Origin of the sequence: Pseudomonas grandcourensis, from assembly GCF_039909015.1 — a bacterium.
In the GTDB taxonomy this organism is placed as follows: Bacteria; Pseudomonadota; Gammaproteobacteria; order Pseudomonadales; family Pseudomonadaceae; genus Aquipseudomonas; species Aquipseudomonas grandcourensis.
Genome location: NZ_CP150919.1, coordinates 6,055,447 through 6,081,111 on the forward strand (window position 1 = coordinate 6,055,447; position 25,665 = coordinate 6,081,111).

Sequence of the window (25,665 nt, forward strand, 5' to 3'; positions counted from 1 at the left end):
TCAGTGAACCGTGACCTGGCCAAGAGCTGCCTTTTGTTCCAACGCCTGATGTTGCGGCGCATAAACCTGAGTGAAACGCACCGGCGGCAAGTTGAACTGCCCCTTCTGCGAGAAGCGCACCAAGTGACGCAGGCGCAATTCGCCACTCAAGGCATCGACCGGAACGGCATAAGCCATTTGCCCCGGTTCGAAACGCGCCTTCTCCAGCGCCGTCGGCTCGGTGCCAGCCTTGCCCATGAGTTTGATACCCCAGGTCGTGCGCTCGACATCGGCGCCCGGTGGCAGCGGCACTTCCAGCATCCCATAACGCAACGGTCTGGCGGCTTTGCTGGTGACGATCACTTCATCGAGATAGAGGTTGTCGCTGGACAGCGGCGCGTTGCCGACCGCTTCCAGTTTGAAAGTGAAGGCCTCATCCCCCGGCACCAGTCGCGACAGGCGACGAGTGATGGTCACGGCCATCGGATCGACCGCCGGCTGCTGGCTGCGGTAGCTCAATGCAGCGCGCAGCGGACGCTCTTGCGCGCCGGTCAGCGTCAATACCGCCGGCACTGGCGCAGGCCCCTGCCACGTCCAATACATCTCACCAGAAACCCCGTACTGCTTCTTCCAGCCTTCACCCGGCGCCAATGCAATGGTGGGCGATGCCTGCTCGATGCTGCGTTGCAGCCAGGTGAGTGCCAATGCACGCTCCAGGGTCGATTGCTGCGGCAGCAAACGTTGCAGCAAGGCCTGGGCGTGAGCCTGATCGAAGGGTTGCAGCGACAGGTTCAGCGCTTCGGCAAACGGCTGGGAACTGACCGCCAGACGTTGCTGCGCGTCGGCCAGTTGCCGATTGAACACATCCGGCAAAGCGACCTTCGCCTGCCTTGCCAGCGACGCCGTCAGCACTCGTGCGGCAGCCAGCCCCAAGGCGGAATCCGGATCGCTCATGACGAGGCTGTCTTCGCCGTCTTCCATCAGATTCGCGGCAGTGCCCTCGCCCGCTTTCGCCAGGTCGTCCATCAAGCCGCTGAGCAATGTATTGACCGGCAACTGCATCTGTTTGGCGAACGAAAGGATCAGCGCCCGCTGCAACAGCGGCGTGTTCTTCGCTTGCTTGGCGTAGACCTCCAGCACCCGCTGCCAATGCTCCGGCGGCAGGCTCAGTTCCAGTACCTGGCTGGCGTGCCAGTCGGCGTAATAGGCGTAAGCGGTGAGGAACGCATCCGGCTCGCCGTCCATGCCCCACCAGGTGAAACACGCCGAAGGGCCGGCCATTTGTACCAGGCGCAGGCGACTGTTTTGCATGATCAGGCGCAGGCGATCGCGGATCTGCGGATTCGCCGCCAGCGTCGGGTAGGCGATGCTCAACGGCAGCAGGCGGCTGGCGGTCTGCTCGACGCCACCGTAGGGGTAGCTCAACAGATCGTCGAGTGCAGAACGGAACAACGCTTGCGGACTGTCGTCCAGACGCAGGCGGATATCACTGGCGTCTGTCGGCAGTGTCAGCGGTGTATCGCCCTCACCCACATCAATGCTCTGGGTTTGAGTCACCTGCCAGCCTTCACCGGTCGCGCTCAGGCGCACCGCCAGGGCATCAGCGGTTTTGCCATCCTGCACCAGCTCGGCGCTCCACTCGCCATTGGCCAGTTCAAAGGTCGGCAACGGGATGTAGTTGATGCCGCTGTTCAGGGTCACAGGCACACGCTGTTCGTTGCCGGCGTAACGGGTCACCAGTTCGGCCTTGACCGGTTTCTCGGCCTGGCTGAAGGCGAACACGCCGAGGTCCGGTTTGTCGCCGGCGCGGAATCGAGTCGGGCCACTCCACTTCAGGTACAGCGGTTTTTCCGAGCGCACGAATTGCTTCTTCTGCCCGACCTGACCGCCATCGGCAATGGCCCTGGCGGTGATGCGCCAGCGGGTCAGGGAGTCGGGCATCTTGAAGGTGAAGCGGGTTTTGCCGTTGGCATCGGTCAGCAATTCAGGTTGCCACGCTGCGGTGTCGACGTCCTCGCGACGCGGTCGCTCCAGCACCTTCACGCCGCGCTCACTGCGATTGGCTTTGCCCGGTGCACCGGGACTGCCCGGCAAGGCGACGTCATAACTGATGAACGACAAACTGGCGCTGGTACGCACGTTGTTGCGTCGTGGGTGATAGAAGAACTGGTCGATGCTCGGCGCGACTTCAGGTTGCAGGGCGTAGACCATTTCATCGACCACGCTGACCGTCAGGTGCGCGGGAATCGCTTTGCCGGCGAACTGGGTGGTCAGGTCCACCGAGACGGTTTCACCCGGCTGATAGGTTTCCTTATCCGTGGTGATGGCCACGTCGATCTGTGGCGTGACCACCTTGATGCCGGCGTTCTGGAAACTGTATTGGCCGCCCTTGGTGTACAGCACCGAGAACGTCAGGTTCGGCGCGAAACCGTCCTTCACCGGGATGCGCGCGCGGTACTGGGTATCGCTGAGTTTTTCCATCTTCAGCCAGTCGCCACCCTTGGAAAGTAACGCAGTGGCTTCGACCTTGTCGCGCTCCAGAGATAGCAGCGCATCGCTCACTGGCTCGGGGAAAGTGATCAGTGCCAGCGCTTCATCGCCTGCAATGTACTCGGGCTTGTCGAGGACGATTTCCACGGTGCCGGGTACGGCTTTGACACCTTCGCCGGTAACCGAATGGCCGGTGGCGCCGACCACCCGGCCATGATCATCCTTGAGCGTCAGGTTGTAGGTGCCCGGCCGGTCAAAGGCCAGGGTAAACCCCTTGTCGGTTGCCGCGAGTTTGCCTTCGCCGGTGCTCTGGTCTTCCAGGCGAGTCCAGCCGTAGCTGCCCGGCGTAACGGCGTCGGCCTGCTCGCCTTCGCGGGTGTAGCTGAAGGCAACCTTGTCACCCACCGCGCTGAAACGCCGTGGCGCGTTCAAGCGGAAATTCGCCGCGCCACGGTCGATGAGGATTTCCTTGGTGGTCTTGACCCGATACGCCGCACCGTCGCTGGCAAACACCGTGAGCATGTAGCGACTCGGTTTGTCGGCGGCCGGCAAGTCGAGGGACGCGTTGCCCTTGGCGTCGGTGGTCAATTCGGTGCTGGTCAGCTCCACTGGAAATTGCCCGAGGTACTGCAGTTCGTTGTCGACCATCGACAGCTGTTGGGCGCGCAGGCTCAGGCTCAGTTTCGCATTGGCCACCGGTTTGCCGTCCGGGTACAGCAGCACCAGGTTGCCCTTGACCGGCTCGCCAGTACGGTAATCCTGCTTGGCCAGATTGAGCGAAATCTCGAAGTGCGGCTTGATGTATTCCGCGACGCGAAAGGCGCTGCTGTAGGCCTGATCCTTGTAGTTGAAACGCAGTTCATATCCACCGGCCACGGCGTTGTCCGGCAATTGGAATCGGCCCTGGGTGCCAGCCTTGGAATCGAGTTTCAGATCGAGGGATTGCAGCGCCGTACCGGTCGCATCCAGCACGGTCACATTGACGTCGGCCGCGCTTGGCTGCACCGAATCCCGCGCATTCTTGAATTCACGCCCGACGATTTTCAGCGACACCCAATCCCCCGGCCGATACAGCGGCCGGTCGGTGAAGGCATAGAGTTTGGTGTCGTAGATTTCGCTGTCGTAGTAGAAGTTCTCGGAGACGAACACCCCGCCCTCTTCGTCTTCGCCGATCACAAACGAACGCTCGGGGCTGACGTGTTTCAGGCGCAACAAACCGTCGGCATCGGTGGCCCCACTACTCATCACACCGAGGCCATCGGTCCACAGCACATTGACCTTCGGTACCGAACTGCCTTCGTGTTTGCGCGCGGCCCACACCAGCAATTCGTCACCGGCGATCTTGCTCACCGCCACGGTGTTGGAGACGAACACCATGGTGGTCGCGCGGTACTTGCCGATCAGCGCTTCCACCAGATAAAGACCCGGCTTGAGATTGCCCAACGGGATGTACACGTTACCCGGCGCGACGCTGACGAACTCACTGGATGAACCGGCCAGGTTCACCCCGGCAGGTGGCTGGATCGGCTTGGCCTGCCACAACGGATAACGGAACTGGCTGACCACCGGCAAACCCGGTATCAGCGCGAATTGCGGCTGCGCATCGTAGGGCGTCGGCGCGGCCATCGCGTTGCCCATCTTCAGTTCCGGCACTTCCTCGGTGACTTGTTTACGCGACTCGTAGGAAAACGCCCGCTGCATCACCCGACGGGATTTGCGATACCAGTTGTCCCACAGGTAAGCGAGGGTGTTGGACAGACCTTCACCCTTGAACTGGCCATCGCTGACCACTCGATGCAGGTTCTTCTGGCGCTTGAGGAAGTCCAGCGGTTTGTCGATGCGGTACACCCGAATGTCGGCGCCGCCGTAGGGCTCCATGCGAAACCGGCGATAGTCGCGGCCCGGCGCTTCGAGTCGCACCATCGCCGGTTCATCGCTGGCAAAGCTGCTATCGGCCAGCAGGAAAAAACTCTCGCCGGCCACCGGCGCATAGCCGCTGGCCGGGACCGAATCTTCGGCGTTTACCGCCGAGAACGGCAGCAGCAATACCAACATCAGAGACAGAAAACGCAGCATGCGGGCACCGGTCATTGGGAAAGAAAATTCAGTCGATAGACGCCGATGAAGTTGGGGTTGGCTGCGTCGGGTATCCATCGGGTGTCCTTCCATGTCATGAGTTGCTGCAGGCTTGCCGAACGCATGCCGTTGTCGGTGGGAGTGCTGGTGCCGGTGTGATAGGCGATGTAGCGGCCCATCCAGATCATCAGGTGCTGGTCGTCGCCCTGATCGAAAAACATCAGGTCGCCAGGGCGTGCTTGAGACACATCGCGGCTGACCAGATGGCTGTTGAACTGGATCAATTTGATCGCATTGACGTACGGCCCGACCTTGCCACCGCCCTGCTGCCATTGCTGGGCAAGACCGCGCTGGGCGTCGCTCAGTTGCAGTTCCGGCGGCAGGTAACGATTGGACAGGCCATTGCTGCGCAGCCATTTGTCGTCATGGACTTTCAGCGCTTCATTGGCGGCGAAGCGCACCAGCCCGGCGCAGTCCTGCTGATACCAACGTGGGCTCGGGCCCTGGCTCAGTTGCTCCTGGGCAATGCGTACGAACCAGGCACGAAACACCTGGGATTGCTGCGGGTCGAGCGATGATGCCTCGACAGCGCGGGCACCCGCGCTCAGCAACAAGGCCAGCAGGCCGAGACTTCGGATCAATGCCGTCACAGGGCTTTCCACTCCAGCGGCAGCCACTGCCAGTGGCCGTCTGGCTCGCTGCCTTCGGGCAAGGTCAGGGCGTATTTACCGTAGCCGCCGAGCTTGCGCAGTTTCGGGATCAGGTAGGTTTGCGCGGCGTTGTAGAACACCGGTTCCATGTCCTGGGGCAGGCTGTCGAGGGTTTCCTGCTGCATCAATTGCGCCATGGAATCCGGGCCGAAATAGACCGGCATCAGCAGCTCTTTCGGTACCACATCGGCCATCGGCGGGAAGCGTTTGTCGAGGGTGCCGAGGGCCTTTTCCACAAGCTTGTCGTCAAGGGAAAACAGCAGCGTCGAACCGTGGCGCGCCAGGCTGACTTTCATGAACGCCTTGCCGGTGATGGCATCGGGGGCTTCAGCTTCCTTGGCCGCATAGGGACCGAAACTGGAGCTGACCTGACGTTGCCACTGGTGGCTCTGGCCTTCCTGTTTTTCCACCACCGGGAAGGCGCCTTCTTCGACATTGCTCTCGTAAGCACCGACCATCGAGCCGAACAGGCTGCCCAGATCCCCATCGAGTTTGCCGCTGTCGGCATCGTTGAGGCTGGCCACCAGCAAGGGCGTGTACAACCGCGAATCGGCATACCAGCACAGGCCCGCCGCGCCGGCCATGTGTTCGGTCAGCGCCTGGGCTACCGTCTCCTGCGCACCGAGTTTCACCAGCAGCGGTTTCTGTTGCTCGGCAGCCAGCGGCAACGCCACGCAAGCGCTGGCGCCCATGGGCATGGCTTGCCAGATCGGTTTGAAGTCGAAGTCCGGCTGATTCTCCAGTTCATCCATGGCCAGGAAGCTGTGCCAGCCCTTGTCGTCCATGTCGAAGCGCAGGCCGGCGAAGTTCGGAATGAAGCGCTGGTAACCCATGGCCAGCACACTGGCATTCACCGACAGGCGTTGTTTCACCTCCGGCGCACGAGGCGGCAGACCGAAAGCTTCGGGGAACAGTTTGTCGCCATTGAGCAACGCGGCAATGGCCGTGGTCGACACGCTGCCCGATTCTTCCGTTGCACCGCTTTGCGGATCGTAGAGTTTCGCCGGATTGGACAGCACCACCAGTTTGTCGCCATGGGACGCGAACAGCAGTGCCTTGCTGGCGTTGTAACTGAGTTGATAGAGCGCCACGTCGTCGGTACCGACCTTCACGTCAGCGACCTTGCTCAGCTGCGAGTCGTCCAGCGCCACTTTGGCCAGTGGTTCCAGCACCTTGGCCAGCCCGCCGCGATCCATCACCAGCAGGAAATCCTTGAGCCGCCCATCCGCCCCGCGCCACAACGCTACGTCGGCAGGTTGATCGAACAGCTGCTCGATCAAGGTGTCCTGCAGTTTCAGGTCATGTTCATAGATGATCCGCCGCAAGCTGCCGATCAACCCCAGGCGGTCGGCGTGGGTTTCGTAATAGAAGACGAAATCTTCGGTCAGGGTTTCCTTGAGGAACGGCACCGCCAGCAGGTCCTTGGGCAGCTGGCTCAGGGAATGGGTTTCCAGCAGGCCATCCGGGCGGCTCATGCCCAATTTGTCACTGGCCAATGCAGGCGCCGGGGCCTTGGGTTTGTGCATGAACCACCCCAACCCAGCGGCCACGCCAACTACCAGGCATATCCCGATCAGCAGCGTCGGCCAATGCAGGGAAGGTTTGGCCGCTGGTGCGCCAGCGGCCGGAGTAACAGTGGTATCACTCATGTTCACAAAACCCGATGTTCATCCGTGGAGCGGGGATGCTTAGTAGTTGAAAGTCTTGACCAGCAGCAGGTCGCCGATTGCGCGCAGGGGCACGATGAACGTCTCGCGTTTTTCATCGACGGTGTTTTCGTTGAGCACCAGGTTGATCTGCGAGGTAATCACCTCGTTCTGGTTGCCGGACTCATCGAAGTTATAGCCGCCGCTGCCGAAGTTGCCCCAATAGTTCACGTAAACCAGATAGGTGCCATGCAGCGGTGCAGTCATGGTGAACATTTCCGGACCCGGGCCATCGACGCCGTCAGGGTCGAGGCCGCCGCCATTGGTCAAGGCCGAATGCGCCCAGAAAGCATGCTGGCCATCGGGCGTGACAATGTGCAGGTCGAGCTCGGCTTTCGGATCATCCCAACCCAGCACCACGCGAATCCGCGCCGGCGTGCGCAGGTTGTTGGCTTCATAGAATTGAACACGCTTGAGGGACTGGCCTTCGGCGCTGCGCACTTCGACGCTGTTGGAGCCGGCGCCAAACGCATAGGGCCGAGCAAAACGCCCTTGCTCGTCGGTATAGAGATTCAGCGGATTGCCGTTGACCGCCAAGGTGTGCGGCCCACGCTGGGTGCCCAGGGCCTTCAGTCGGCCTTCGATCATCGTGCGATTGCGCTGCACACCCCGATCAATCGGCGGCGTGGGATAGGCGACTTGCGGGTTTTCGCTACGGTCCAGCAAGCCGTTGAAACGCCAGCCGCCCACCGGTTCCGATAACTCGGCATTGGGCGCGGCCAGAATCACGGGCGCGAAAACCAGCCCGATCAGCAGCAAAAGAAATGAACGCATGCGACGCCTCCTGCCATGCATGACGAAACCTTGCGCCTGATCCTGGGCGCGTTACAGATGTGGATACTGCGTTTCGTCTGAAAGACCCGTGAGTGCCAGGTCGTATAGGGCTCGAAGGTTAGCCATTCGGGTGTTTTTTAACAATCGGATGGCACCGAAATTGCGGCGGGAATCACGGTAACGGGTGGACGGTGAGCCGAATAGCGATCTTATTCGGCTCATAAAGTGAGCCGAATAATCCGTATCGTCGGGTTGCCACGAACTTTGTGGCACTCACAACCATGGCTTTCGAATCCCCCCTTCATTTGCCCATGAACCCCCTATCTGCTAGTGTCGCGCCGGTTTAACGTCAACCGGAAATCGCCGCCATGGCCCGCAAAAAAGCTGCACTGGATTTCGAACAGTCCCTCGCCGACCTGCAAACGCTGGTGGAGCGTCTGGAGAATGGCGAATTGTCGCTGGAGGACTCGCTGGCCGCTTTCGAGCAAGGCATCGGTCTGACCCGCGATTGCCAGGCGGCGCTGGCCCAGGCCGAGCAAAAGGTTCAGGTGCTGCTCGAGCGTGATGGCGAGTTGGCCGAGGAACCCTTCGACGCGGATCAGCCAGAATGATTGCAGCGTACTCGGCAACCAGCCAGGCCCGCGTCAATGCGGCTCTGGATACCCTGTTCAATGCACCGAGCCCCGAGCTGGCGCGGCTGTATGAAGCCATGCGCTACAGCGTGATGAATGGCGGCAAACGCGTGCGTCCACTGCTGGCCTACGCCGCGTGCGAAGCGTTGGGCGGCAAGGCCGAGCAAGCCAACGGCGCAGCCTGTGCCGTGGAGCTGATCCACGCCTACTCGCTGGTGCATGACGATTTACCGGCGATGGACGATGACGATCTGCGTCGCGGCCAGCCCACCACCCACAAAAAATTCGATGAAGCCTGCGCGATCCTCGCCGGCGACGGCTTGCAGAGCCTGGCCTTCAGCGCCCTGCTCGACCCGCGCCTGAACACATTGGACGCCGAGGTCCACCTGCAAATGGTCAGCGCCTTGGCACTGGCCGCAGGCCCGGCGGGCATGGTCGGCGGTCAGGCCATCGACCTCGGCTCGGTCGGTCTGAAGCTCGACCAGAAAGCCCTGGAGTACATGCACCGGCACAAGACCGGTGCGTTGATCGAGGTCAGCGTCAAGCTCGGTGCCCTGGCCAGCGGCCGTGCCGAGAAAGACGAACTCAAGTCCCTGCAGACTTATGCACAGGCCATCGGCCTGGCATTCCAGGTGCAGGACGACATTCTCGACGTCGAAAGCGATACCGAAACCCTCGGCAAACGCCAGGGCGCCGACATTGCCCGGGACAAGCCGACCTACCCGGCCCTGCTCGGCCTCGACGCCGCCAAGGCCTATGCCCTGGAGCTGCGCGACCAGGCCCTGCACGCGCTGCGACCGTTTGACGCGGCGGCCGAGCCGTTGCGTGATCTGGCCCGGTATATCGTCGATCGCCGCAGCTGACGGCGATTGCGCCAAAAAAGACCAACGCGTGGGCAGGGGGCGATGCATCAGGTAAACTGCCGCATCTTTTATACCTATAACGATTCGCCTGATGCCCACGACGTTTCATGAGATTCCCCGCAAGCGCCCGACCACGCCCCTGCTCGACCGCGCGAACACGCCGGACGGCCTGCGCCGGTTAGGCGAAGCCGAGCTGGAAACCCTGGCCGATGAGTTGCGCCTGGAATTGCTCTACACGGTCGGCCAGACCGGTGGGCATTTCGGTGCCGGCCTGGGCGTGATCGAGCTGACCATCGCGCTGCATTACGTCTTCGACACCCCGGACGACCGGTTGGTGTGGGACGTGGGTCATCAGGCGTATCCACACAAGATCCTCACCGGTCGTCGCGAGCGCATGGGCACCCTGCGCCAGAAGGACGGCGTCGCCGCCTTCCCGCGCCGTTCCGAGAGCGAGTACGACACCTTTGGCGTCGGCCACTCCAGCACCTCGATCAGTGCCGCGCTGGGCATGGCGATTGCCGCCCGCCTGCAAAACAGCGAGCGCAAGGCGATCGCGGTGATCGGCGACGGCGCGTTGACCGCCGGCATGGCGTTCGAGGCGCTGAACCATGCGCCGGAAGTGGACGCCAACATGCTGGTGATCCTCAACGACAACGACATGTCGATCTCGCGCAACGTCGGTGGCTTGTCGAACTACCTGGCGAAGATCCTTTCCAGCCGCACCTACGCGAGCATGCGCGAAGGCAGCAAGAAAGTGCTGTCGCGCCTGCCCGGTGCCTGGGAAATCGCCCGCCGGACCGAAGAATATGCCAAAGGCATGCTGGTTCCCGGCACGCTGTTCGAAGAACTGGGCTGGAACTACATCGGCCCCATCGATGGCCACGACCTGCCGACCCTGATCGCCACCCTGCGCAACATGCGCGACCTGAAAGGTCCGCAGTTCCTGCACGTCGTCACCAAGAAAGGCAAAGGCTTCGCCCCGGCGGAAGTCGACCCGATCGGTTACCACGCCATCACCAAACTCGAACCGCTGGACGCCCCGGCCGCCGCGCCGAAAAAGGCCAGCGGGCCGAAGTACTCCGGTGTGTTCGGCGAATGGCTGTGCGACATGGCGGCGGCCGATCCGCGTCTGGTCGGGATTACCCCGGCGATGAAGGAAGGCTCGGACCTGGTCGCTTTCAGCGAACGCTTCCCGCTGCGCTACTTCGACGTGGCCATTGCCGAGCAGCACGCGGTGACGTTTGCCGCCGGCATGGCCTGCGAAGGCGCGAAACCGGTGGTGGCAATCTACTCGACGTTCCTGCAACGCGGTTACGACCAATTGGTGCATGACGTCGCCGTGCAGAATCTCGACGTGCTGTTCGCCATCGACCGCGCCGGTCTGGTGGGCGAAGACGGCCCGACTCACGCCGGCAGCTTCGATCTTTCGTACCTGCGCTGCATCCCCGGCATGCTGGTGATGACCCCGAGCGATGAAAACGAGCTGCGCAAGATGCTCACCACCGGCCACCTGTACGAAGGCCCGGCGGCAGTGCGTTATCCACGCGGCAACGGCCCGAACGCGACCATTGAGAAAGACCTCGAGCCGATCGAGATCGGCAAGGGCGTAGTCCGCCGCCAGGGCAGCAAAGTGGCCCTGCTGGTGTTCGGCGTGCAACTGGCCGAAGCCCTGAAAGTCGCCGAGACGCTGGACGCGACCGTGGTCGACATGCGTTTCGTCAAGCCGTTGGATGAAGAACTCGTTCGTGAAATCGCTGCCAGCCATGAACTGCTGGTGACGGTCGAAGAAAACGCGATCATGGGCGGCGCCGGTGGCGCGGTCAGCGAATTCCTCGCCCGCGAAAACATCCTCAAGTCGATGCTGCACCTGGGCTTGCCGGACATTTACGTCGAACACGCCAAGCCTGCGCAAATGCTGGCTGAGTGTGGTCTGGATGAGGCAGGGATCGAGGCTTCGATCCGCGAGCGCCTGCAACTGCTGAACATCTAAACGCAAAACCCTGTGGGAGCGAGCTTGCTCGCGATGGCGGCCTGTCAGTCGACTCAAATGCTGACTGATACACCGCTATCGCGAGCAAGCTCGCTCCCACAGTGGTTTTCAGCGTCTATCAAAACTGTATTCGCCTCAAAGCACCAACGGACTACCCATGAAACTCTCCCCCTTCGCCCTGACGCTGACCCTGCTGCCGGCCGGTCAATTGCTGGCCGACACCTTCGAACGCGACCAGGCCCTGAAGCTGCCCGACGTGTTGATCAGCGCCAACCGCCAGGTCGAAGCGCGTAACGACAGCAGCGCCGCCAACACCGTATTCACCCGCGAAGACATCGATCGCCTGCAACCCGATAGCGTCACTGACCTGTTGCGTCGGGTGCCGGGCGTGCAAGTCTCGCAGACCGGCGGGCGCGGCAGCATTCCGGGTGTCTACATCCGTGGCACCCAGTCAGCCCAGAGCCTGGTGCTGGTGGATGGCCAACGCATCGGCAGCTCGACCTCCGGCGACAGCAACCTGCAACACATCAATATCGAACAGGTCGAGCGCGTGGAAGTGCTGCGCGGCTCCCGCTCGGTTATTTACGGCAGCGATGCGATTGGCGGGGTGATCCAGATCTTCACCCGCCGTGGCGGCGAACAAGGCCTGCAGCCGCGGATGCACATGGGTTTTGGCAGCAACCAGACCTGGGAGCGCAGTCTCGGTTTGTCCGGTGGCGATGAGCAAACCCGCTTCAACCTCGGCGCCAGCCTCGACGAAACCGCCGGGATCAATCGCACCCACGAGTCGTATCCCAGTGATGGCGATCACGACGCGTATCGCAACAAGTCCCTCAGCCTGAGCCTGAGTCACGCCCTGACGGAAGACATCGAAGTCGGCGCCAACCTGCTGGATAACCGTGGCAAGAGCGAGTTCGACAGTCCATTCGATTCAGTTCAACAGCAGCCCTACAACGAATTCGATGTGAGCAGTGTCAGCAGTTACATTGACGCGCGCATCAATGAAGCATGGAAAACCCGTGTTGAATTCGGCCACAGCGAAAACCGAGAGAAAAACCTCGACAAGCTCAGTGACGAACGCAGCGCTTTCAACACCTACCGCGACTCGGTGAACTGGCAGAACGACCTGACGCTCAACGAGCGCAACAGCCTGATGCTGGGTGGTGACTGGTACGAAGACCGGATCAACAGCACCACGGCGTTCGACGAAGACAGCCGCTGGAACCGTGCCGCGTTTATCCAGCATCGCTTTCAGGCGAACAGTTTCTCCACGGAGTTGGGCCTGCGTCACGACGAAAACCAGCAGTTCGGCAGTCAGAACACCTGGAGCGGTACCTTTACCCTGCCGCTTAACCCGGATAACGAAATACTGCTGAGTTACAGCGAGGGTTTCCGTGCGCCGACGTTCAACGACTTGTATTACCCGAACTACAACAACCCCGACCTGAAACCTGAAACCTCGAAAAGCTATGAACTGCAATGGCGCAGCCAAATAACCGAGAGCAGTCGCTTAGAAGCGTCGCTGTATCGCACAGATATTGAAGACGCAATCATCTACAGCTCCCGCCCTGAGAACGTTGCTTCCGCGAGAATCAACGGCTTCGAAGCAGCGCTGAAACAGGAACTGTTCGGCTGGCAGAGCAATCTGGGCGTGGCGATCATCGACCCGCGCGATCGTGACACGGGCCACACCCTGGCCCGTCGTGCGCGGCGCACCTTGAGTTGGGATCTGGACCGTCAGTTCGATCGCCTGGGCCTCGGCGCCAGTTGGCAAGCGGTCAGCAGCAGCTATGACGACTTGAACAATCAACAGCCATTGGGTGGCTATGCCTTGTTGGGGTTGCGCAGCAGTTGGGAGCTCAATCGTGAAATCCAGCTGGAGCTGAAGGTCGACAACCTGCTGGACAAGGGTTACAGCCGGGCGCTGTACAGCTTCCAAGGTAGTCAGTACGGGTATCGCGAGGAAGGTCGGGCGTGGATGTTCGGGGTGACCTGGACGCCGGAGATCTGAGGCTGACGCAAATCATTGTGGCGAGGGAGCTTGCTCCCGCTCGACTGCGCAGCAGTCGCAATCAAAGCTGACAGGGGCAATCAGACAAATTGCAGTGTTGGTTTTTAGGGCTGCTTCGCAGCCCAGCGGGAGCAAGCTCCCTCGCCACAGTTACAAATTCGGCGCGATCAACTGGCACAGCTTTGCAGTCGCCTCGACCATCTGCCCACTCGGCCGCTCCAGCCCTTTGTCCGTCACCAGGCGCAACTGTCCCTGTGCCACGGCCGCCACCTGCGGCCAGGCTTTCCACGCATCGAGCTGCGCCTGCTCACTGGCCAGAATCACCTCGGGATTACGCTGCAAAACAGCCTCCACACTCACCTGAGGTGCCGGCAGTTTTAGATCGGCAAACACGTTTTGCGCACCGCAGACCTCCAGCGCATCGCTGATGATCTGCTCACCGCCCACCGTGTACAGCGGCCGATCCCAGACCTGATAGAACACTCGTAACGGCTTGTCCCGGCGATAGCGCTGACGCAATTCATCCAGCCGCTGGCGTAAATCGCTGGCCAATGAAATTCCGCGCTCAGGTCGACCGAGCTGAGCGGCAATGACCTCGATCTGCGCGGCGAGCTGGTTCAGGCTGTGGGGTTCAGCGACGTAGGTGGGAATATTCAGTCGCTTGAGCTGGTCACGCTGGGCCGGGCCGACGCTACCGGGCCATAGCAGCAACAGATCGGGCTTCAGGCTGAGCAAGCGCTCCATGTCCAACTGGCCATAACGGCCAACGGAGGGCAGATTCTTGAGTGGCGCAAGCCGTTCACCGGCGTCCAGCACACCCACCAGGAGGTCGGCGGAACCCAGTTCAACGACGATTTCAGAGAGCGACGGTGCGAGGCTGACAACCCGTTCGACCGCGAATACCGACCCACTGGCGGCCAGCAGCGACACCGCCAGCCAGAACGCGCGCATCAACCGAGTTGACGCGGAATACGGTAGAGGTAGAACAGCACCACGGTCGACAGTGCCAGCAGCATCAGCGGCACGGCTTCGAGACCGACGAACACCGCCAGGGCACCGATCCAGGCCGGCAGCCCGGCGGCCAGGAATGCCGTGCGCCGCTTGGCCGCCAGACTGATCCAGGCGCTTGGTTCTTCAGGGGTATCAAGGGCTTTCTGGGTGGCGATCAGCGCGTGTTTGTAGGCGCCGAAAAACTTCAGGCTGACAAACATCGAGGCGACTCCGGCGATGAACAACGGCATCGACAGCACCGGCAGAATGGCTTCGCTCTGGCCGAACAGCGCGTTGATCACAAACAGCGGCAACAAGGCCAATGCCAGGTATTGCCACCAGTTGACGGACAGTCGCCGCCGCACCTGACCGCGGGTCACGCCCGGTCTACCTCGCCCTGATGCTCATTGCCCATCATGTGGTCGAGCTTGCTGGCTTTGGTCGCCAGGTAGAGTCGGTTATGCGGGTTGTGGCCAGTGTGCAGCGGCACGCGCTCGGCGACCACGATCCCCATGTCGGTCAAGGCCTTGACCTTGCGCGGGTTGTTGGTCATCAGGCGCAGGGACTTCACGCCCATGTGCTCCAGCATCGGCAGGCACATGGCGTAGTCACGCTGGTCGGCGGCAAAGCCCAGACGTTCGTTGGCTTCGACGGTATCGGCGCCACCGTCCTGCAGCTCATAGGCGCGTATTTTGTTGAGCAGACCAATGCCCCGGCCTTCCTGACGCAAGTAGAGCAACACGCCACGACCTTCACGGGCGATGGCCTGCAAGGCAGCTTCCAGTTGCGAGCCGCAGTCGCAACGTTGGCTAAACAGGGCATCGCCCGTCAGGCATTCGGAGTGCAACCGGCCGAGTACCGGGGCACCGTCATCGAACTCACCCAGGCTGAGCACAACGTGCTCGCGGCCGGTGGCTTCATCGAGAAAGCCATGCATGGTGAATTGCGCAAAAGGTGTTGGCAGCTTGCAAGCGGCGACAAAAGCGACAGGCACCGGTGTGCTCCTGATCTAAAAGTCTGAAGATTCGCAGAGCCGGCATTGTAACAGCAGGTTCCGGAGGACGCTTAGGCTGAATTATCGGCGATAACTATCAAAATGTTTGATATATGCCCCGGTACATACCCTGTGGGAGCGAGCCTGCTCGCGATTGCGTACTGTCAGCGACATCAATACTGACTGATACACCGCCATCGCGAGCAGGCTCGCTCCCACAGGGTTCTGTGTCGGTCATCGGATCTGGAAAGCATTCGAATCAAACGGTCAGGCGAAAAACCACACCAGTCCCTGCATCGCCAACCAGGCAAACACCCCGGCCAGGACATCATCCAGCATGATGCCGACGCCGCCATGTACATGCCGGTCAATCCAGCGAATCGGCCATGGCTTGAGAATGTCGAAGAAGCGGAACATCAGGAAACCGGCCAGTAACCACTGCCAGCCTTCCGGCACCAGCCACAGGGTGATCCACATCCCGACCATTTCGTCCCAGACGATGCCTTCATGGTCGTGTACCCGCAAATCGTCGGCCACTTTGCCGCACAGCCAGAAGCCGAACAGCATGGTGATGCCCAGCATCAGCCAGTAACCCCAGTCGGGCAGCATCTGCCACAACGGGATAAAGGGCAGCGCAACCAACGACCCCCAAGTGCCGGGCGCCTTTGGCAAGGTGCCCGAGCCGAAGCCGAACGCCAAAAAATGCCACGGATTACGCCAGACCGACGGCGGTACGTTTTCCGCCGGGACCTGTTTGGGATGATCTGTCACGGTGACTCCCGAAAATGTTGATAACCCCGGGTTTGCGGGGTGATGTCTTTGCCATCGGCGTCCAGCAGCTTCACACCCTGCCCTGTCACAACCTGGCCAATCACATGGATCGGCCAGCCATCGGCCAGCAGTAGCGGCAACTCGACGGACGGTAAGGTGAAGGCCAGGACGTAATCGTCGCCGCCGCTCAGGGCCGCAACCTGTGCGTCCGATTGACCGAGAAAGTCGACCAGGCTCTGCGACAGCGGCAAACGATCCCGCTCGATTTCGATACTGACCTTCGAGGCCAACGCGATATGCCCGCAATCAGCGAGCAGGCCGTCAGAGATATCCATTGCCGAAGTGGCCTTGCCCCGTAGTGCCTGACCCAAGCCGAGCTGCGGTTGCGGCGACCAGTAATGCGCCAACAACGGCTCGGCAATGCTCGCTTCGGCTGTGCGCTGGCCGAGTACCAAGGGCAAGGCACCGGCCGCATTGCCCAGGTTGCCGCCGACACACAGCAGGTCCCCCGGTTGCGCACCGCTGCGGGTCAGCGCCAGACCGGCCGGTACGCGCCCGAACACGGTCATGGTCAGGCTCAGCGGCCCACGGGTCGTGTCGCCACCCACCAACGCCACGCCACAGCTTTGCGCCATCTGGTTCAAACCACGGGCATAGGCTTGCAGCCAATCGGCGGTCACCGTCGGCAAGGTCAGGGCAAGGGTAAAGGCAACCGGTGTGGCGCCCATGGCGGCCAGGTCGCTGACGGCCACGGCCAGCGATCGCTGACCGAGCAGAAACGGATCGCAGGGATCGGCGAAATGCACGCCGGCCACCAACGTATCGGTAGAGATCGCCATCTGCTCCCCAGGGGGAACAGCCAGCAAGGCGCAGTCATCGCCAATCCCGAGGGCAACGCCTTCGCCGCCCTGCGCACAAGGCGCGGCGGCGAAGAAATTGCGGATCAGCTCAAACTCACCCATTAGGTATCCTGTCTCACCAATACTGTTCATTTTTTAGCGGCGTCTGGTGTCGCCATACGGCGTTGCCGCTCCTCGCCATAGCACGCTATGACTCGTCGCGGCGCCTTGTCTGGCAACACCAGCCACTCGCTAAAAAACGAACGTATCGGCGAGACAGGACACTAGATCCAAGCGCTGGTTAGCGCTTGAACGCCTTGACTTCAGCTTCACGCAGGCGCGGGGCCAGCTTGTCGAGCACACCGTTGACGAACTTGTGGCCGTCGGTGGAACCGAAGACCTTGGCCAGTTCGATACCCTCGTTGATCACAACGCGGTACGGCACGTCGACGCGCTTGAGCAGTTCCCAGGTGGACAGGCGCAGAACGGCCAGTTCAACCGGGTCCAGCTCTTCGATGGTCAAGTCCAGGCATGGCGTGAGCGCGGTGTCGATTTCGGTCTTGAACTGCGGAACCCCGTGCAGGATTTCGCGGAAGTACGCGCCGTCGACATCGCTGAAATCGTTATCGACCCGGAACTGCGCTTCGATCTCGTTCAGCGATTGCTTGGCCATGTGCCATTGGTACAGCGCCTGAGTCGCGAGCTGACGGGCTTCGCGACGCTTGACGCTTTTCGATGGCTTGCCGGCATCCGCAGGCTTTGGATCGCGCGGGTTGAAACGATCGCTTTCGTCGCTAATCACTTGGCCTCCAACTGCGCCAGCAGACTGACCATTTCCAGAGCGGACAGGGCAGCTTCAGCACCTTTGTTACCGGCCTTGGTGCCGGAACGTTCGATGGCTTGCTCGATGGAATCAACGGTCAGGACGCCGAAAGCGACCGGAACGCCGAACTCCATGGACACCTGGGCCAGGCCCTTGGTGCACTCGCCAGCCACGTATTCGAAGTGCGGAGTGCCGCCACGAATGACCGCGCCCAGGGCGATGATTGCCGCGAATTCGCCTTTCTGGGCGACTTTCTGCGCAACCAGCGGAATTTCGAAGGCGCCAGGCGCGCGGATGATGGTGATGTCGCTTTCGCTCACGCCGTGGCGAACCAGGGCATCAACTGCACCGCTGACCAGGCTTTCAACGACGAAGCTGTTGAAACGGCCCACTACCAGAGCGTAGCGGCCTTTAGGGGCGATGAAGGTACCTTCGATGGTCTTCAGGGTCATTCGATAGATCTCTTAAAGAGCCGGGACGCGTCTCGTACGCGCCCCTCGGTGATATTTGAACCGCGAATTCAAGGCCGGAAACAACCGGTCATTATTCGGAGGGCACGTATTCTACAACTTCCAGATCGAAACCGGATATCGCATTAAATTTCATGGGTGCCGACATCAGGCGCATTTTGCGCACACCGAGGTCACGCAGGATCTGCGAACCGGCACCGACAGTGCTGTAGGTGGTCGGTTTTTTCACCGCAGCCTGGTCGGCAGTTTCGCGGATGTGCGCCAGCAACACGTCGCCATCGAGCGGGTGACCGAGCAACAGCACCACGCCGCTGCCGGCCTCGGCAACCGTGGCCATGGCGGCGCGCAGGCTCCAGCGGCCCGGTTGTTTGACCATCAGCAGGTCACGCAGTGGGTCCATGTTGTGCACGCGAACCAGGGTCGGTTCTTCCGCGCAGACATTGCCCAAGGTCAGTGCCATGTGCACGTCGCCTTCCACGGAATCACGATAGGTCACCAGGTTGAATTGGCCCAGCTCGCTGTCCAGTGGCTGCTCGGCAATCCGCTGAACGGTACGTTCGTGGATCATCCGGTAGTGAATCAGGTCGGCGATGGTGCCGATCTTGATGTCGTGTTCGGCGGCAAAAGCTTCCAGTTCGGCGCGACGGGACATGGTGCCGTCGTCGTTCATCACTTCGCAGATCACGCCGCTCGGCTCGAAACCGGCCATGCGCGCCAGGTCGCACGCCGCTTCAGTGTGGCCGGCGCGGGCCAGGGTACCGCCGGCCTGGGCCATCAGCGGGAAGATGTGGCCCGGGCTGACGATGTCTTCAGCCTTGGCATCACGGGCGGCGGCGGCCTGCACGGTACGCGCACGGTCGGCGGCGGAAATGCCGGTGGTCACACCGGTAGCCGCTTCGATCGATACGGTGAACTTGGTGCCGAAACCGGAACCGTTGCGCGGCGCCATCAACGGCAGCTTGAGCAATTCGCAGCGCTCGCGGCTCATCGGCATGCAGATCAGGCCACGGGCGTGCTTGGCCATGAAATTGATGTGCTCGGGCTTGCAGCACTCGGCGGCCATGATCAGGTCGCCTTCGTTCTCGCGGTCTTCGTCATCCATGAGGATGACCATCTTGCCTTGGCGGATGTCTTCAACCAGTTCTTCGATGCTATTGAGCGCCACAAGGCACCCCCTTGAGTCAGGATTTGAGGTAGCCGTTGGCGGCCAGAAAGCTTTCGGTAATGTTACTGGAGGTCGGCTCCGCGGCCTTGTCGCCCAGCAGCAAACGCTCCAGGTAACGGGCCAGCAAATCCACCTCCAGGTTCACCCGGCGGCCTGGCTGGTACGACGCCATGATGGTTTCGCTCAGAGTGTGGGGAATGATGGTCAGCAGGAACTCGGCGCCATCGACTGCGTTCACGGTGAGGCTGGTGCCGTCGACGGTGATCGAGCCTTTATGGGCGATGTACTTGGCCAGGTCCTTCGGCGCGCGGATGCGGAATTCCACGGCGCGCGCGTTCTCGGTACGGGCAACCACTTCGCCCACGCCGTCGACGTGACCGCTGACCAGATGCCCGCCGAGGCGAGTGGTCGGGGTCAGGGCTTTTTCCAGATTGACCGGGCTGCCGCTTTTCAGGTCGTTCATGGCGGTGCAGTCGAGGGTTTCGCGACTGACGTCCGCCGCAAAGCCGTTGCCCGGCAATTCAACGGCGGTCAGGCACACGCCGTTGACCGCGATGCTGTCGCCCAGTTTGACGTCGCTCAGGTCGAGCTTGCCTGTTTCGACGTGAACCCGCACATCACCGCCCTTTGGGGTCAATGCACGAATACTGCCGATGGATTCGATGATGCCGGTAAACATGAGGTTCTCCTCGAGAACAAAGCCAGCGCTGTAGCGTTGACCAGAAATTATACGCTCGCGGTTGACGTAGGAATGGCAATGACTCGCCAGTCATCGCCCACTGCGCGAATTTCAATGATTTTAAGCTCGGGCGCATCCTTCATTTGCGCGAGCGGCCAGTCCAGCAGCGGCCGCGCCGAAGAACCCAGGAACTTGCCGGCGATGAAAATCTGGAACTCGTCCACCAGCCCGAGTTGGGCAAACGCGCCTGCCAGACGCGGGCCGGCCTCGACCAACACCTCGTTGACGCCACGAGCGGCGAGCTCAACCAGCAGTTGGCGAAGATCGACCTGCCCATCGTAGCCGGGCACGATCAGACACTCCGGACCGTTGGCATATTGTTCTTCCACCGCCACGCAGGTCGCGACCAGTGCCGGGCCGGCCTTGAAGAACGGAGCATCCAGCGGCACCCGCAGACGACCGTCGACCAGCACCCGCAGCGGCGGACGGCTCATGGCCAAGGCCGTTTGTTCTGCATCCAGCCCCAGCTCATCGGCGCGCACGGTCAACCGTGCGTTGTCCGCCAGCACCGTATCGGCGCCGGTCAGTACCACACTGGCTTGCGCGCGCAGACGCTGAACTGCCGAACGCGCCGCCGGGCCGGTGATCCATTGGCTTTCGCCGCTTTCCATCGCCGTGCGACCGTCCAGGCTCATGGCCAGTTTGACCCGCACGAACGGCAAGCCGTGTTCCATGCGTTTCAGGAAACCTTGATTGAGCTTTCGCGCCTCGCCTTCCAGCACGCCGCTTTCAGTGGCGATGCCAGCCTGGGCCAGGCGTTGCAGGCCACGACCGGCAACTTCCGGGTTCGGGTCCTGCATCGCCGCGACCACGCGGGCCACACCGGCATTCACCAGTGCATCGGCGCAAGGCGGCGTGCGACCGTGGTGGCTGCAAGGTTCAAGGGTCACGTAAGCGGTGGCGCCACGAGCCTGCTCACCGGCCGCGCGCAAGGCGTGCACTTCAGCGTGGGGCTCGCCGGCGCGCTCGTGCCAGCCTTCGCCGACAATCTGCCCGCCCTGCACGATCACGCAACCGACCCGCGGATTGGGGTGCGTCGTGTAATGCCCCTTGCGCGCCAGTTCCAGGGCACGGGCCATGAAATGGGCGTCGAGGATGGCAAGTTCTGCGGGCGTAGTCATTCTTTCACCGGTTCACGGGCCAGGCGATCGATCTCTTCGCGGAACTCGTTGAGGTCCTGGAAGCGGCGATATACCGAAGCGAAGCGGATGTAGGCGACTTCGTCGAGCTTCTGCAGCTCGGCCATCACCAGTTCGCCGACCACGAGGGATTTGACCTCGCGCTCGCCCGTGGCGCGCAGTTTATGTTTGATGTGCACCAGCGACGATTCGAGGCGCTCGACACTCACCGGGCGCTTTTCCAGCGCGCGCTGCATGCCGGCGCGGAGTTTTTCTTCGTCGAACGGCTGGCGACTGCCGTCGGTTTTGATCAGGCGCGGCAACACCAGTTCAGCCGTCTCGAACGTCGTGAAACGCTCGCCGCAGGCCAGGCATTCACGCCGGCGGCGCACCTGTTCGCCCTCGGCGACCAGACGCGAGTCGATGACCTTGGTGTCGTTGGCACCGCAGAAGGGACAGTGCATGGTGGCAGGCAACAAAAAAAGGGAGGGCCATGGTAGCGCATCCCGGTGGCAAGACAAGCCATAGGGTTTGCGGTATACAGACGGGATGATCACTTGATCCATGGAATTCAGCTTTATGGAGCCACCAATGTCGTTACGTCCGCTCATTTTGCTCAGTGTTTTCAGCCTGCTGGTGGCTTGTGGCAGCGATGCACCCAAGCCCCAGCCGCCAACGCCTGGCCCGGCGCCACAGCAAGCTCAGAAGAAAGCCCGGGAGGCCGCCAACCTCGGCCCCCTGCCTGCCTATCAGCGTGAACTGAGCGGCACCTTGCAAGGCGTACCGGCCGGCGCTGAAGTCGAACTGGCATTGCTGGTGATCGACGAAAAAGACCGCCCGCAACAATTGCTCGCCAGTTCCAGCCTGATCGGCAACAACCAGGTGCTGCCGTTTCACCTGCGTTTCAATCCGGAATCCTTCCCGTCCGGGGCCCGCGTTGAACTGCGAGGCCGTGCCAGTCAGTCCGGGCAGTTGATCCTGCACCTGCCGTCGCAGCTGATTACCCAGCCGACCACCCAGGCTTTGGGCCAACTGCAATTCGTCAAAGCCCCATGAGTGCACCGCTCGACCTGCAAAAGGCGTTGGGTGAACTGCTCGGTGATGCGCAATTGGTCGCCTGTGAGTTACCAGGGACCTACCTGAAGTTGTGGCTGATCGATGGCGACAACATGGACCGCGCCTTCAGCCCGGAAGAGACCCGGCGCATCCTGCATGAGCCGCCGTACTGGAGTTTCTGCTGGGCCAGCGGCCTGGCCGTGGCCCGTTATCTGGCCGAAAACCCGCATTGGGTCGAAGGCAAGCGGGTACTGGATTTTGGCGCCGGGTCTGGCGTGGCGGGGATTGCCGCCGCCAGGGCCGGCGCGCTGGAAGTGCTGGCCTGCGACCTCGACCCGCTGGCGATTGCCGCGTGTCAGGCCAATGCCGAACTCAATGACGTACAGCTCAACTACTCGACGGATTTTTTCGCCGAGGCCGATCGCTTCGATCTGATCCTGGTGGCGGATGTGCTGTACGACCGGGCCAACCTGCCGCTGCTCGACCAGTTCCTCAGCCGCGGCCGAGAGGCGCTGGTGGCCGATTCCCGAGTGCGGGACTTTCGCCATCCGTTGTACCGGCGCATAGAGATGCTGGAGGCGATGACCCTGCCGGATCTGGCCGAGCCCCACGAGTTTCGGCATGTGAGCCTCTACCACGCCGCCCGCGCCTGACCGTATAGTTGCCCTATTCACGCTTTTACGAGATTGCCCATGAGTCAGGAAACGCCGTACATCTTCGACGCCACGACTGCCGATTTCGACCAGTCGGTGATCGAGAACTCTTTCCACAAGCCGGTGCTGGTGGATTTCTGGGCCGAATGGTGCGCGCCCTGCAAAGTGCTCATGCCGATGTTGCAGAGCATTGCCGAGAGCTATCAGGGTGAGTTGCTGCTGGCCAAGGTCAACTGCGACCTCGAACAAGACATCGTCGCCCGCTTCGGCATCCGCAGCCTGCCGACCGTGGTGCTGTTCAAGGACGGCCAGCCGGTAGACGGCTTTGCCGGTGCCCAGCCGGAGTCCGCCGTGCGCGCCCTGCTCGAACCCCATGTGCAGATGCCGCCACCGGCCGCCGCCGATCCGTTCGAACAGGCCCAGACACTGTTCGACGACAGCCGCTTTGCCGATGCCGAAGCCCTGCTCAAAGTGATCCTGGGTGAAGACAACACCAACGCCAAGGCGCTGATCCTGTACGCCCGCTGCCTGACCGAGCGCGGTGAACTGGGCGAAGCGCAAGCCGTGCTGGATGCGGTCAAGAGCGACGAGCACAAGGCCGCGCTGGCCGGCGCCAAGGCACAGATCAAGTTTCTGGGTTTGGCCAAGGACCTGCCGGATGCCGCCGACTTGAAGGCCCGCCTGGCAAAAGACCCGCTGGACGATGAAGCGGTCTATCAACTGGCGATCCAGCAACTGGCCCGTCAGCAGTACGAGGCCGCGCTGGATGCATTGCTCAAGCTGTTCACCCGCAACCGCAGCTACAGCGAAGGCTTGCCGCACAAGACCTTGCTGCAGGTGTTCGAGTTGCTGGGCAACGATCACCCGTTGGTGAGCACCTACCGCCGCAAGTTGTTTGCCGCGCTGTACTAAGCCGTCTCGATCCAGCTGTAGAGCGGCGTATCCCCGCCGCTCACTACCTTCACATCCGAACTATGGCGCAAACGCACCAGCAGGCGCTTGCCCGCCGCCGCGCTGCCGGTCAGGCCTTCAAGTTGATCGAGCAGGTCAGGTCCGCTGAGCTGCCCGGCCTTACGCAGCAAATCCCTGGCGATCTGCCACAGCGCGTCATCCTGATTCAGTGGTTTCGCCGCTGGCGCGCTGACCTCGGATTTTTCCACCTGCAACTGCGCCCCTAGCCGCGCCCAGTCCGCGTCGTCCATCTCCAGGGTCAAATCCACCGGCCAGTCGCCGATGCTTCCGCGAATTCGCAACATAGGTCTGCTCCCGCAAATATCTTCCCGGCATGCTCCCATGGGACTTGTGCAACGCCAAGCAGGCAGTCAAACTCTCCGCACTTTCGTTATAAGATCACATAACATTTTCTTCATTTTACTTTTCGGAGACTCGTCATGCGTCGTCTGCTTCTCGCCCTGCCGTTTGCCTTGTTGCCATTGGCTGTCGCCCATGCTGCCGACGAACACGATCATGAGCATGGCAGCCTGGGTGCCCACGAACATGGCGTGGGACGCCTGAACGCGGCGCTGGACGGCAAGACCCTGGAGCTGGAGCTGGAAAGTCCGGCCATGAACCTGGTGGGTTTCGAGCACGTCCCCACCAGCGACGCAGACAAAGCCAAAGTCGCCGCCGTCCGCGCGCAACTTGAACAACCACAGGCCCTGTTCAACCTGCCGAAAGCCGCCGGTTGCGTGGTGGAGAACCAGGAGCTGGAAAGCCCGCTATTCGGCGACAAGCCCGAGGCCGACGATGATCACGATGAAGACGCCAAGGACGCGGACGGCCACGAACATCACCATGACCACAGCGAAATCCACGCTCGCTATCAGTTCACCTGCGCCACGCCGGCGGCACTGAAGTCGCTGGACCTGGCGAATATATTCACCAGTTTCCCGGCCACCCAAAAAATTCAGGTACAACTGATCGGCCCGAGCGGGCAGCAAGGGGTTGATGTGACGGCCAAGACTGCTGCCCTTAAATTCTGAATCCACTGAAGATCACCCTGTAGGAGCTGCCGCAGGCTGCGATCTTTTGACCTTCAACGATCAAAAGATCGCAGCCTGCGGCAGCTCCTACACAGGTCAATCAACACCCATGAAATCGGCTAAATGACCCAAGCACTCATCGAACTGTCCGACCTGGGCTTCAGTTGGCCCGGTCACCCGCCACTGCTGGACATCCCGGCGTTTCGCCTGGAGCGCGGGGAAACCCTGTTCCTCAAAGGTCCCAGCGGCAGCGGCAAGACCACCCTGCTCGGCCTGCTCGGCGGCGTGCAAAAGCCTGATCGCGGCAGTATCCGCCTGCTCGGCCAGGAACTGACCCAGCTCTCGGCCGGCGCCCGCGACCACTTCCGCGTCGATCACACCGGCTACATCTTTCAGCAGTTCAACCTGCTGCCGTTTCTGTCGGTGCGTGAAAACGTCGAACTGCCCTGCCACTTCTCGAAACTGCGCGCCGAACGGGCGAAACAACGTCACGGCAGCGTCGACAAAGCCGCCGCCACGCTGCTCGCCCACCTGGGCTTGAAAGATGAAAATATCCTCGGTCGCCGTGCCGATTCGCTGTCCATCGGCCAGCAGCAACGGGTCGCCGCCGCCCGCGCGCTGATCGGTCAACCGGAACTGGTGATCGCCGACGAGCCGACCTCGGCCCTCGATTACGACGCCCGCGAGAACTTCATTCGCCTGCTGTTCGCCGAGTGCCGCGACGCCGGGTCGAGCCTGTTGTTCGTCAGCCACGACCAGAGCCTGGCGCCGCTGTTCGACCACAACCTGTCGCTGGCCGAACTCAATCGCGCCGCTACCCTGTCCGAGGTCTGA

The 25,665-nt window shown here is 61.7% G+C and carries 25 protein-coding genes; 9 read left to right on the forward strand and 16 right to left on the reverse strand.

The window, feature by feature from the left end; translation table 11 throughout:
- The 4 genes from AABM52_RS27225 to AABM52_RS27240 are packed head-to-tail and all read right to left on the reverse strand — an operon-like array spanning window position 1 to window position 7,735.
- Window positions 1-4,560, reverse strand: coding sequence for an alpha-2-macroglobulin (locus AABM52_RS27225; protein WP_347909359.1), 4,560 nt, complete (start codon window positions 4,558-4,560; stop codon window positions 1-3).
- Complete coding sequence (locus AABM52_RS27230; protein WP_347909360.1) at window positions 4,557-5,195, reverse strand: DUF1175 family protein; 639 nt, start codon at window positions 5,193-5,195, stop codon at window positions 4,557-4,559. Before AABM52_RS27230 ends, AABM52_RS27225 begins: the two co-directional genes overlap by 4 nt.
- Window positions 5,192-6,904, reverse strand: coding sequence for a DUF2138 domain-containing protein (locus tag AABM52_RS27235; RefSeq protein ID WP_347909361.1), 1,713 nt, complete (start codon window positions 6,902-6,904; stop codon window positions 5,192-5,194). Before AABM52_RS27235 ends, AABM52_RS27230 begins: the two co-directional genes overlap by 4 nt.
- A gap of 39 nt (window positions 6,905-6,943) precedes the next feature.
- Window positions 6,944-7,735, reverse strand: a complete 792-nt coding sequence (locus AABM52_RS27240) for a DUF2135 domain-containing protein (protein WP_347909362.1) — start codon at window positions 7,733-7,735, stop codon at window positions 6,944-6,946.
- A 368-nt stretch (window positions 7,736-8,103) separates the two neighbouring features.
- Between AABM52_RS27240 and AABM52_RS27245 the strand changes: the two genes are divergently transcribed.
- From AABM52_RS27245 to AABM52_RS27260, 4 genes are all read left to right on the forward strand, one after another.
- Window positions 8,104-8,346: an exodeoxyribonuclease VII small subunit gene (locus AABM52_RS27245; protein ID WP_007970180.1), complete on the forward strand. Its 243-nt coding sequence runs from the start codon at window positions 8,104-8,106 to the stop codon at window positions 8,344-8,346.
- Window positions 8,343-9,230 carry a farnesyl diphosphate synthase gene (locus AABM52_RS27250; protein WP_347909363.1) on the forward strand — a complete coding sequence of 296 codons (888 nt, stop codon included), beginning with the start codon at window positions 8,343-8,345 and terminating at the stop codon, window positions 9,228-9,230. The genes AABM52_RS27245 and AABM52_RS27250 overlap by 4 nt, the downstream gene beginning before the upstream one ends.
- 91 nt (window positions 9,231-9,321) lie before the next feature.
- Complete coding sequence (dxs, locus tag AABM52_RS27255; protein WP_347909364.1) at window positions 9,322-11,220, forward strand: 1-deoxy-D-xylulose-5-phosphate synthase; 1,899 nt, start codon at window positions 9,322-9,324, stop codon at window positions 11,218-11,220.
- 157 nt (window positions 11,221-11,377) lie between these two features.
- Complete coding sequence (locus AABM52_RS27260; RefSeq protein WP_347909366.1) at window positions 11,378-13,231, forward strand: TonB-dependent receptor; 1,854 nt, start codon at window positions 11,378-11,380, stop codon at window positions 13,229-13,231.
- Between the two features lie 150 nt (window positions 13,232-13,381).
- Here AABM52_RS27260 and AABM52_RS27265 read toward each other — a convergent pair whose 3' ends face one another.
- From AABM52_RS27265 to nrdR, 11 genes are all read right to left on the reverse strand, one after another.
- Complete coding sequence (locus tag AABM52_RS27265) at window positions 13,382-14,182, reverse strand: cobalamin-binding protein (protein WP_347909367.1); 801 nt, start codon at window positions 14,180-14,182, stop codon at window positions 13,382-13,384.
- Complete coding sequence (locus tag AABM52_RS27270; RefSeq protein ID WP_347909368.1) at window positions 14,182-14,601, reverse strand: MFS transporter; 420 nt, start codon at window positions 14,599-14,601, stop codon at window positions 14,182-14,184. Before AABM52_RS27270 ends, AABM52_RS27265 begins: the two co-directional genes overlap by 1 nt.
- On the reverse strand, window positions 14,598-15,215 hold the full coding sequence (ribA, locus tag AABM52_RS27275) for a GTP cyclohydrolase II (RefSeq protein ID WP_046041645.1): 618 nt from the start codon (window positions 15,213-15,215) through the stop codon (window positions 14,598-14,600). Before ribA ends, AABM52_RS27270 begins: the two co-directional genes overlap by 4 nt.
- Window positions 15,216-15,482: 267 nt before the next feature.
- Window positions 15,483-15,986: a phosphatidylglycerophosphatase A gene (locus AABM52_RS27280; RefSeq protein ID WP_008018154.1), complete on the reverse strand. Its 504-nt coding sequence runs from the start codon at window positions 15,984-15,986 to the stop codon at window positions 15,483-15,485.
- Entirely contained in the window at window positions 15,983-16,948 is a 966-nt protein-coding gene (gene thiL / locus AABM52_RS27285; RefSeq protein ID WP_347909369.1) for a thiamine-phosphate kinase, read from the reverse strand. The genes AABM52_RS27280 and thiL overlap by 4 nt, the downstream gene beginning before the upstream one ends.
- Window positions 16,949-17,126: 178 nt before the next feature.
- On the reverse strand, window positions 17,127-17,627 hold the full coding sequence (nusB, locus tag AABM52_RS27290; protein WP_003185935.1) for a transcription antitermination factor NusB: 501 nt from the start codon (window positions 17,625-17,627) through the stop codon (window positions 17,127-17,129).
- On the reverse strand, window positions 17,624-18,100 hold the full coding sequence (gene ribE, locus AABM52_RS27295; RefSeq protein ID WP_003228649.1) for a 6,7-dimethyl-8-ribityllumazine synthase: 477 nt from the start codon (window positions 18,098-18,100) through the stop codon (window positions 17,624-17,626). Before ribE ends, nusB begins: the two co-directional genes overlap by 4 nt.
- A 91-nt stretch (window positions 18,101-18,191) precedes the next feature.
- Window positions 18,192-19,283, reverse strand: a complete 1,092-nt coding sequence (gene ribBA / locus AABM52_RS27300) for a bifunctional 3,4-dihydroxy-2-butanone-4-phosphate synthase/GTP cyclohydrolase II (protein ID WP_347909370.1) — start codon at window positions 19,281-19,283, stop codon at window positions 18,192-18,194.
- Between the two features lie 16 nt (window positions 19,284-19,299).
- Window positions 19,300-19,962 (reverse strand): riboflavin synthase, encoded by a 663-nt coding sequence (locus AABM52_RS27305; RefSeq protein ID WP_007906836.1) that lies wholly within the window; start codon window positions 19,960-19,962, stop codon window positions 19,300-19,302.
- 47 nt (window positions 19,963-20,009) lie between these two features.
- A complete protein-coding gene (gene ribD / locus AABM52_RS27310; RefSeq protein WP_347909371.1) occupies window positions 20,010-21,143 on the reverse strand; it encodes a bifunctional diaminohydroxyphosphoribosylaminopyrimidine deaminase/5-amino-6-(5-phosphoribosylamino)uracil reductase RibD in 1,134 nt (377 codons plus the stop codon).
- Window positions 21,140-21,604 (reverse strand): transcriptional regulator NrdR, encoded by a 465-nt coding sequence (gene nrdR / locus AABM52_RS27315; RefSeq protein WP_003228656.1) that lies wholly within the window; start codon window positions 21,602-21,604, stop codon window positions 21,140-21,142. The genes ribD and nrdR overlap by 4 nt, the downstream gene beginning before the upstream one ends.
- Before the next feature lie 127 nt (window positions 21,605-21,731).
- Between nrdR and AABM52_RS27320 the strand changes: the two genes are divergently transcribed.
- Genes AABM52_RS27320 through trxA form a run of 3 tightly spaced genes read left to right on the forward strand, consistent with a single transcriptional unit; the run spans window position 21,732 to window position 23,761 of the window.
- Complete coding sequence (locus AABM52_RS27320; protein WP_347909372.1) at window positions 21,732-22,196, forward strand: YbaY family lipoprotein; 465 nt, start codon at window positions 21,732-21,734, stop codon at window positions 22,194-22,196.
- Window positions 22,193-22,849, forward strand: coding sequence for a 50S ribosomal protein L11 methyltransferase (locus AABM52_RS27325; RefSeq protein ID WP_347909374.1), 657 nt, complete (start codon window positions 22,193-22,195; stop codon window positions 22,847-22,849). Before AABM52_RS27320 ends, AABM52_RS27325 begins: the two co-directional genes overlap by 4 nt.
- Window positions 22,850-22,888: 39 nt before the next feature.
- On the forward strand, window positions 22,889-23,761 hold the full coding sequence (trxA, locus tag AABM52_RS27330) for a thioredoxin (RefSeq protein WP_347909375.1): 873 nt from the start codon (window positions 22,889-22,891) through the stop codon (window positions 23,759-23,761).
- Here the strand turns inward: trxA and AABM52_RS27335 are convergent.
- Window positions 23,758-24,105 carry a hypothetical protein gene (locus AABM52_RS27335; RefSeq protein ID WP_347909376.1) on the reverse strand — a complete coding sequence of 116 codons (348 nt, stop codon included), beginning with the start codon at window positions 24,103-24,105 and terminating at the stop codon, window positions 23,758-23,760. The genes trxA and AABM52_RS27335 overlap by 4 nt on opposite strands.
- 135 nt (window positions 24,106-24,240) lie before the next feature.
- On the opposite strand from AABM52_RS27335, the gene AABM52_RS27340 reads away from it, so the two are divergent.
- Window positions 24,241-24,831 (forward strand): DUF2796 domain-containing protein, encoded by a 591-nt coding sequence (locus AABM52_RS27340; RefSeq protein WP_347909377.1) that lies wholly within the window; start codon window positions 24,241-24,243, stop codon window positions 24,829-24,831.
- A 123-nt stretch (window positions 24,832-24,954) separates the two neighbouring features.
- Window positions 24,955-25,665 carry an ABC transporter ATP-binding protein gene (locus AABM52_RS27345; protein WP_347909378.1) on the forward strand — a complete coding sequence of 237 codons (711 nt, stop codon included), beginning with the start codon at window positions 24,955-24,957 and terminating at the stop codon, window positions 25,663-25,665.